Raw genomic sequence first — 8,118 nt, forward strand, 5'->3', positions numbered from 1 at the left:
CGAGCGCCGCGGCCGTGCCGCCCCGGGTGCTGACCGTCGCCGGCTCCGACTCCGGCGGGGGCGCGGGCATCCAGGCCGACCTGAAGACGATGCTCGCGCTCGGCGTGCACGGCATGAGCGTGATCACGGCGGTGACCGCGCAGAACTCGCTCGGCGTCCAGGGCGCCTGGGAGCTGCCCGTGGAGGCGGTCCGGGCCCAGTACCGCAGCGTCGTCGACGACATCGGCGTCCAGGCCGTGAAGACGGGCATGCTGGCCTCCGCGGAACTGGTCGAGACGGTGGCCGACTTGCTCGGCGCGACGGACGTGCCCACGGTCGTCGACCCGGTGGGGGTCTCCAAGCACGGGGACCCGCTGCTGGCCGCCTCCGCGCTCGACTCCGTACGGACCCGCCTGCTCCCGGTGGCGACCGTCGCCACACCCAACCTGGACGAGGTCGCCCAACTGACGGGCGTCCGCGTCGAGTCGGAGCACCAGTTGCGCGAGGCCGCGCAGGCGGTGCTGGCGTACGGGCCGCGCTGGGTGCTGATCAAGGGCGGCCATCTGTCCGGCGACGCCCTCGACCTGCTGACCGACGGCCGGGAGGAACACTGGCTGCGGGCTCCCCGGCTGGACAACCGGCACACGCACGGCACGGGCTGCACCCTCGCCTCGGCGATCGCGTCGCAGCTGGCCAAGGGCCGGCCGGTGCCGCAGGCGGTGGCGGCGGCCAAGGAGTACGTCACCGGGGCGATCGCCGCCGGGTTCGCACTCGGCGGCGGCATCGGGCCCGTGGACCACGGGTGGGCCTTCCGGCCCGCGGCGGGGTAGCCGTTTGCCGGCCGGTCGGCCGCATTTCCGGGCGGGACAGCCGTTCCTCGCCGGGTAGCCGCTTCTCAGGCCGGGTAGTCGCGCAGCTCGATGTCCGTCGCCGCCTTCTCGGTGAGCTTCTTGAAGAAGCCGGCCAGCAGACGCGAGCTGAGCAGCCGGTACATCCGGTCGCGGCTGCGGATCCGCCGCTCGGTGGGCGGCGCGAAGAACGGGCCCGCGTTGCCGGAGATCTTCTGGCAGCCCTTGGCGAAGTCCCGGATCCGGCTCTCGTATTCGGCGAACGCGGTGCGGTGGTCGCCGCCCGCCAGGGCGAGCTCACCGGCCAGCACGTACGAGCCGACGATCGCCACACCCGTGCCCATGCCGCCCATGGTCGCCCCGTACCCCGCGTCCCCGAGCAGCGCCACGCGGCCCTTGGTCAGCCGGTCGACGTGGATCTGGGCGATGGCGTCGAAGTACAGGTCGTCGGCCTGCTCCAGGGCCTTCAGAACGAGAGGCGTCTCCCAGCCCATGTCCGCGAACCGCTCGGCGAGGATCCGCTTCTGCGCGGCCACGTCCCGGCGGTCGTACGTCAGCTCCCCGGACCGGAAGACCAGCAGGGCGCCCGCGCGGTCGGGGTCGCCGTCGTAGTTGCTGATGCCCACACAGCGGCCCGGCTCGCTGTAGAGGCGCCCCGTACGGTTCAGGCCCAGGTGGTTGGGGACCTCGAAACCGGCCACGTAGTGGTCGAAGAAGCGCAGGTACCGGGACTCGTCACCGAAGGCCAGGCGGCGGGTGTTGGAGTGCAGGCCGTCGGCGCCGACGACGAGGTCGAAGCGGCGGGGCGCGCCGCGCTCGAAGGCGACCTCGACGCCGTCGGGCGTTTCGGTGAGCGCGGTGATCGAGTCCCCGAAGACGTACTCGGCCTCGTCCCTGGTCCGCTCGTACATGATCTGCGCCAGCTCGCCGCGGAAGATCTCGACGTCGCCGCTCATCATTTCGGCGGGCAGGTCGACGCGCGGGGCGCCGTCGGCGTCGACGACGCTCTGCGCGCCCATGTGGGTCTGCCGGGCGTGAACCTCGTCCCAGATGCCCATCGAGGTCAGCACCGTGCGGTGGACGTGGCCGCGGAAATCGACGGCGAAGCCGCCGCCGCGCAGCGCGGGCGCCTTCTCGACGACGGTGACGCGGGCGCCGTACCGGGCGAGGTTCAGGGCGAGGGCCGGGCCGGCGACGCTGGCGCCGGAGATCAGGACGTTCAGGTGACCGAGGCGGTGTGTGTTCGTCATGGCAAGCAGCCTCCACGGAGGCGCTGACCGTCCCCCTACCGTTCGCTGACCGCCGCTGACCGCAGCCGCCGGCCCCGCTCGAAGGCCTCGTCGTAGGCCTCGGCGGACAGCCGCGCGCGTACGGCCTCCTCGGTGCGGACGGCATCGCGGTCGCCGCGCACGACGGCACCCCGCACACCCGCGGCGGCGCCCAGGAGTTCGGCGGCCCGCTGCGGGTGCCCGGCGACCTCCGCCAGAGCCTCGGCCACCTCCGCAAGCACCAGCACCTCCGGCGACTCCGAGGCGGCGGTCAGGGCCTGCGTGAACCACTCCCGGGCCGTCTCGGCGTCCCCCTCACCCGCGGCCGTACGGCCGAGACCGACGAGGATCCGCGCCGTCTCACCGGCGCTGAACCAGTTCGCCGCGCACAGCTCCAGGGCGCTTTCGTAGAGCACGCGCGCGTGGGCCGCGTCCCCCGACAGCCGGGCCACGTCGCCGAGGCCCCGCCGCGCGGCCGCCACCTTGTCGAGGACACCGGCGGTGCGGGCCAGTGCCGCCGCGTGCGTGAAGTGAGCGGCGGCGTCCTCGGCGTCGCCCCGGTGCAGCAGCACGCTCGCCCGCGAGCGCAGCAGGTCCGCGCTCTCCTCGGGCGCCCGCAGCTGCTGTACGTACGTCAGGCCCTCGTCCAGCAGCCGCAGGGCGTGCCCGTACTCGCCCCGCCAGCGCGCGAACGTGCCGAGCGGATCGAGGCAGTTGGCCATCCCCCAGCGGTCCCCGGTCGCCCGGAAACCGTCCAGGGAACGGGCGAACGCGGCCTCGGCCGTGACCGATCGGCCCGCGTACAGCTCCTGGTAGGCGGCGCCCAGGTCCAGCAGCGCCCGCCCCCAGGGGCTGTCGTTGGTCTGGATGCGCACGTGCTCCTCGACGGTGAGCTGGGGGCCGCCCGTCAGGGACCACAGGATCACGGTGAACGGCAGCCGCAACGGCCGGTTCAGCGACCGCATCAGGGCGCCCACCCGCGCCAGGAGTTCGGACTCGCCGGGATCCTCGCCACTGCCGCTGATCGCGTTCATCGCGCACAGGGCGTACTGCTCGGCCAGCCCCTCGGGCGGCTCGTCGCCGACGGCCGCCAGCAGCGCGCGGGCCTGCGCGAGGTGGTCGCCGTGCAGGCCGCGCAGCCGCCGGAACCAGGTCAGCGCGGCCATCAGCCGCAGCGCGTCCCCGGGAGCCGTGTCCGTCAGGTGGCGCAGGGCCGCGTCGAGGTCGGCGTACTCGGCACTCAACCGGTCCAGCCAGGGCAGTTGCTCGCCGCTGCGGACGTACGGCTCCGCGCGCTCGGCCAGCCCGAGGAAGTACGCGGCGTGCGCGTCCTCGAGTCCGCGCCGGCCGGTGACGTGCTCGGCGGCGAAGGCCCGGATCGTCTCCAGCATCCGGTAGCGCCCGTCGGACACCTCCAGGAACGACTTCTCCACCAGCGAGGCCAGCAGGTCCTGCGGCCACGGCACCCCGCACACGGCTTCGACCGCGTCGGCCGTGGCACCCCCGGCGAACACCGTCAGCCGCCCGGCCAGTTCCCGCTCCGGCTCGTCCAGCAGGTCCCAGCTCCACTCCACGACGGCCCGCAGGGTGCGGTGGCGGGGCGCCTTGGTTCGGTCGCCGCGGGTCAGCAGCCGGAACCGGTCGTCCAGGCGGTCGGCGAGCTCGTCCGGACCGAGGGTGCGCAGCCGGGCCGCCGCCAGCTCGATGGCCAGCGGCAGCCCGTCCAGCGCACGGCAGATGTCGGGCACGCGCGCGTGGCCCTCGAAGCCGGGGCGCACCGCCCGCGCCCGGTCGAGGAAGAGCTGTTCCGCCGGCTTCGGCGGCAATGACGGCACCGGCACGAGGACCTCGCCGGTGATGCCCAGGGCCTCCCGGCTGGTGGCCAGCACCCGCACCCGCGGGCAGGAGCCGAGCAGCAGCCCGGTGACCCGGGCCGCCTCCTCGACCAGGTGCTCGCAGTTGTCCAGGACGAGCAGCGCCTCCCGCTCCTCGAGCGCGGCCAGCAGCCGCTGCGTGGTGTCGGCGGCGGCGTTGCGGAAGCCCTCACGCACGCCGAGTGCGGTCAGGACGGCGTACGGGATCCGTCCGGCGTCGGTGAGCGGCGCGAGCTCGACGAAGCACACGTCCGGGTGGGTGCGGGCGGCCTCGATCGCCAGGCGGGTCTTGCCCGCCCCGCCCGGGCCGGTCAGCGTCACCAGACGGGACCGGTCGAGGAGCGCGGCGATCCGCGCCAGCTCGGCGTCGCGGCCGACGAAACGGGTCAGCTGGGCGGGCAGCCGGGAGCGCCGGGGAGCGGGCTCCTCGCCCTGGAGCAGCTCCAGGTGGAGCGCGGACAACTCGGGCGAGGGATCGGCGCCCAGCTGGTCCGCGAGCGCGCGGCGGGCCTCCTCGTACACGGTGAGCGCCTCCGCGGGCCGCCCGGCCGCGTGCAGGGCCCGCATCAACTGCCCGTACAGCCGCTCGCTCAGCGGGTGGGCGGCGAGCAGCGCCCGCAGCTCCGGTACGAGGTCGGGGCCGCCGCCGAGCAGCAGGTCCGCCTCTATCCGGTCGGTCACGGCGGCCAGCCGCAGCTCCTCCAGGCGCGTGCTCTCGGCATGCGCGCCGGGCAGGTCGGGCAGGGCCGGGCCGCGCCACTCGGTGAGCGCCTCGCGCAGCCGGGCCGCCGCCCGCGCGGTGTCACCCGCGGCGAGGGCGGCGCGGCCGTCCCGGGCCAGCTGCTCGAAGCGGTGGGCGTCGACGCAGTCCGGCGCGGTGACGAGGCGGTAGCCGGCCGCGGTGGCCTCGATCTCCGCGTCCGGGCCGAGGCGCCTGCGCAGGCGGGAGATCTGCGACTGGAGCGCGTTGGCGGCCCCGGCGGGCGGCTCGGCGCCGTACAGGCCGTCGATCAGCCGCTCGGTGGACACCGTGCGGCCCGCCTCCAGCAGGAGGAGGGTGAGCAGGGCGCGCGGGCGGGGCCCGCCGGGGTCTGTCGGGCTGCCGTCCTCGGTACGGATCTCCAGCGGGCCCAGGATGCCGAAGCGCATTCCCCGGATTCTGGCAGGTGAGGCGGGTCCGCGGGTACGGCAAAAAGCCGGCCCACCCTGAGGTGGACCGGCTCAGTGCAGCGAACCAGGCAGTGGCCGCGCGCTCAGCTGGAGCGTCAGCGCCCGACCTTGCCGGCCTTGATGCACGAGGTGCAAGCGTTCACGCGCTTCGGCGTCCCGCCGACCACGGTACGCACACGCTGGATGTTCGGGTTCCAGCGACGGGACGTACGGCGGTGCGAGTGCGAGATGTTGTTGCCGAAGCCCGGCCCCTTGCCGCAGACGTCGCAGTTGGCAGCCACGGGTCACTCCAAAGACTTCAGATGCACTTACGGTTGATCCCGGCATGCCGGGATCGAGATCTTACGGCTCTACGAGCGCTTTGAGATCTGAGTGGCGTTGCCAGGGGAAAGCCCGACCGGGATCGGGCAACCGGAGCAGCATACAACGGCTGCTCCCGCAGAACGAAATTACCATGGCTGCTCCGGGGCCCGCTCCGGCCCTCTTCCGGCCGGCCCCGCCCCGGGGTCTACGCTGCGTGCAGTCCAGCAGCTCAGGGAGGCGCAGGTGGCGCAGGTGCCGCAGACGTTCGATGCTCTCGCGGTGCGCACCTGGTGCGGTCTGGCACTTCGGGCGCTGGGACGGGCCCGCGAGGAGATCGACGCGATCAACGTCTATCCCGTGGCCGACGGCGACACCGGCACCAACCTGTACCTGACCGTCGAGTCGGCCGCCGCGGCGGTGGAGGCGGTGTTCTCGGCATACGAAGTGAACGCTGCGAACGCGCCGAACGCTGCGAACGCGGCGAACGCGGCGAACGCGGCGAACGCGGCGAACGCGGCGAACGCGGCGAACGCGGCGAACGCGGCGAACGCGGTGAACGCCGCCGGTGGCAGCGCGGCCCCGTCCGGCCCGTCGCCGGCCGACGCCGCGCGTGCGATGGCACACGGCGCCCTCATCGGGGCGCGGGGCAACTCCGGGACGATCCTGGCGCAGCTGCTGCGCGGCATGGCCCAGGTGCTGGCCGCGGACCGGGGGAGTGCTCACGTCGACGGACAGGCCCTGCGGCTCGCCCTGCGGCACGCGGCCGACTCCGCCCGGCAGGCCGTGGCCCACCCGGTCGAGGGCACGGTCCTGTCGGTCGCCTCGGCCGCCGCCGACGCGGCCGCCGCCGACGCGGCCGCCGCCGCCGAGGGCGACTGCGGCACGGTCGCGCGCGCCGCCTACGAGGGGGCGCGGACGGCCCTCGCCGCCACCCCGGGCCAGCTGGCCGTCCTCGAACGCGCCGGCGTGGTCGACGCCGGCGGGCGGGGGCTGGTGGCGGTGCTCGCGGCCCTGGTGGAGACGTTCACGGGGCAGGCGCCGGCCACGGGGGCGCCGTACACGGCGGCCCCGCGGCCGACTGTGCCCCACGCCCGCGCCGACGAAGCGGACGGCCCGGCACAGGCGCATGCGGACACGGACCACCCGGGCGCAGATCATGCGGGCGTTCCGGCAGAGGGATGCGCGGGCGGGGGTCAGATGGAGCGTGGGGGCGGAGCGCACCCGGGTCCGGGGCGGACGGGCCCTCGGGGAGAAGAGCGCGCGGGGCCCGGTGGGTCCGAGGACGCGGACGGGACGCACGCGCGCGGAGGCCGTGCCGATCGTCCGGACGGGGCGCGCGCGTGTGTGTCCGATGCCGATCTGGCGGGTCCCGGTGGGGCCGCGCGCGGGCGGCGGCATCCCGCCTACGAGGTGATCTATCTCCTGGAGGCTCAGGACGCGGCCGTGGCCCGGCTGCGGGAGCGGCTCGACGCGCTCGGGGACTCCCTCGTCGTGGTCGGCGGCGACGGGTTGTGGAACGTCCATGTGCACGTCGACGACGCGGGCGCCGCCGTCGAGGCGGGCGTGGAGGCCGGGCGGCCGTACCGGATCAGGATCACCCACTTCGGCGCCGGCGACGTGCACGCCACCGGTGCCGAGCGGCCCTCCCGCGAGCGCGCCCAGCGCGCCGTGGTGGCCGTCGTGCCCGGCGAGGGCCTGGCCGACCTGTACACGGAGGCCGGGGCGACCACCGTGCTCGCCCGCCCCGGGGAGCCGCCGGCCAGCGGGGAGCTCGTCGAGGCGGTGCGCCGCGCCCACGCGCGCGAGGTGGTGCTGCTGCCCAACGACGCCGAGCTGCGTCACACCGCGGCGGCGGCCGCCGAGCAGGCCCGCGGGGAGGGGGTCCGCGTGGCGCTGATCCCCACCCGCTCGGCGGTGCAGGGCATCGCCGCCCTCGCGGTGCACGAGCCCGAGCGCCGCTTCGACGAGGACGTCGTCGCCATGACCTCGGCGGCGGGCGCCACCCGCCACGCCGAGGTCACCGTCGCCGAACACCAGTCGTGGACCACGGCCGGCATCTGCCAGGCCGGGGACGTCCTGGGCCTGATCGACGGCGATGTGGCCGTGATCGCCTCCGACGTCACGGCGACGGCCGCGACGGTCCTGGACCGTATGCTCGCGGCGGGCGGCGAGATGGTCACCCTGGTGCTGGGCGACGAGGCCCCGGAATCGATCGCAGCCGACCTGGAGGCCCGGGTGCGCGAGTCGTACCTGGCGGTCGACACGGTGGTGTACCGGGGCGGCCGGCAGGGGCCGCTGCTGCTCATCGGCGTGGAGTGACGCCGATGGAGTGAGGCGGCCGGCACCCGCACCGCACTCGCCGCGCGCCCGCACCGCACGGCACCCGCTCCACCGCACGGCGCTCGCAGCGCACTCGCACCGTGCCCGCCGTGCGGCCCTGCACGGCACTCGCCCTGCCGCACCGTGCCCGTCGCGCACTCGGGACCGCGCCGCCGTGCACCGCATGGCACCCGCCCCGCCGCGTGGCACCCGCACCGCTACCGCACCGGCACCGGGTTCGCGGCGGATCCGTACTGCTGGGTGTCCGGCCCGTACGGGTACCGGGTTCGCGGTGCATCCGCACTGCTGGGTGTCCGGCCCGTACGGGTACCGGGTTCGCGGTGCATCCGTACTGCG

Annotated in this window: 5 protein-coding genes; 2 read left to right on the forward strand and 3 right to left on the reverse strand. The window is 75.1% G+C overall.

Going from position 1 to position 8,118, the window contains the following annotated elements; all coding sequences use genetic code 11:
• The first annotated feature begins 14 nt into the window (after nucleotides 1-14).
• On the forward strand, nucleotides 15-809 hold the full coding sequence (gene thiD, locus AB0A61_RS27390) for a bifunctional hydroxymethylpyrimidine kinase/phosphomethylpyrimidine kinase (protein WP_361297789.1): 795 nt from the start codon (nucleotides 15-17) through the stop codon (nucleotides 807-809).
• A gap of 65 nt (nucleotides 810-874) precedes the next feature.
• Here the strand turns inward: thiD and AB0A61_RS27395 are convergent, their stop codons facing one another.
• From AB0A61_RS27395 to rpmB, 3 genes are all read right to left on the reverse strand, one after another.
• Nucleotides 875-2,077, reverse strand: coding sequence for an FAD-dependent monooxygenase (locus tag AB0A61_RS27395; RefSeq protein WP_361297538.1), 1,203 nt, complete (start codon nucleotides 2,075-2,077; stop codon nucleotides 875-877).
• Between the two features lie 35 nt (nucleotides 2,078-2,112).
• Entirely contained in the window at nucleotides 2,113-5,118 is a 3,006-nt protein-coding gene (locus AB0A61_RS27400; protein WP_361297541.1) for a BTAD domain-containing putative transcriptional regulator, read from the reverse strand.
• A gap of 116 nt (nucleotides 5,119-5,234) precedes the next feature.
• Nucleotides 5,235-5,420: a 50S ribosomal protein L28 gene (gene rpmB, locus AB0A61_RS27405; RefSeq protein ID WP_330337598.1), complete on the reverse strand. Its 186-nt coding sequence runs from the start codon at nucleotides 5,418-5,420 to the stop codon at nucleotides 5,235-5,237.
• 265 nt (nucleotides 5,421-5,685) lie between these two features.
• Between rpmB and AB0A61_RS27410 the strand changes: the two genes are divergently transcribed.
• Entirely contained in the window at nucleotides 5,686-7,761 is a 2,076-nt protein-coding gene (locus AB0A61_RS27410) for a DAK2 domain-containing protein (RefSeq protein ID WP_361297544.1), read from the forward strand.
• Nucleotides 7,762-8,118 lie beyond the last annotated feature (357 nt).

It is taken from the genome of Streptomyces sp. NPDC046197, assembly GCF_040646295.1.
GTDB lineage: Bacteria > Actinomycetota > Actinomycetes > Streptomycetales > Streptomycetaceae > Streptomyces.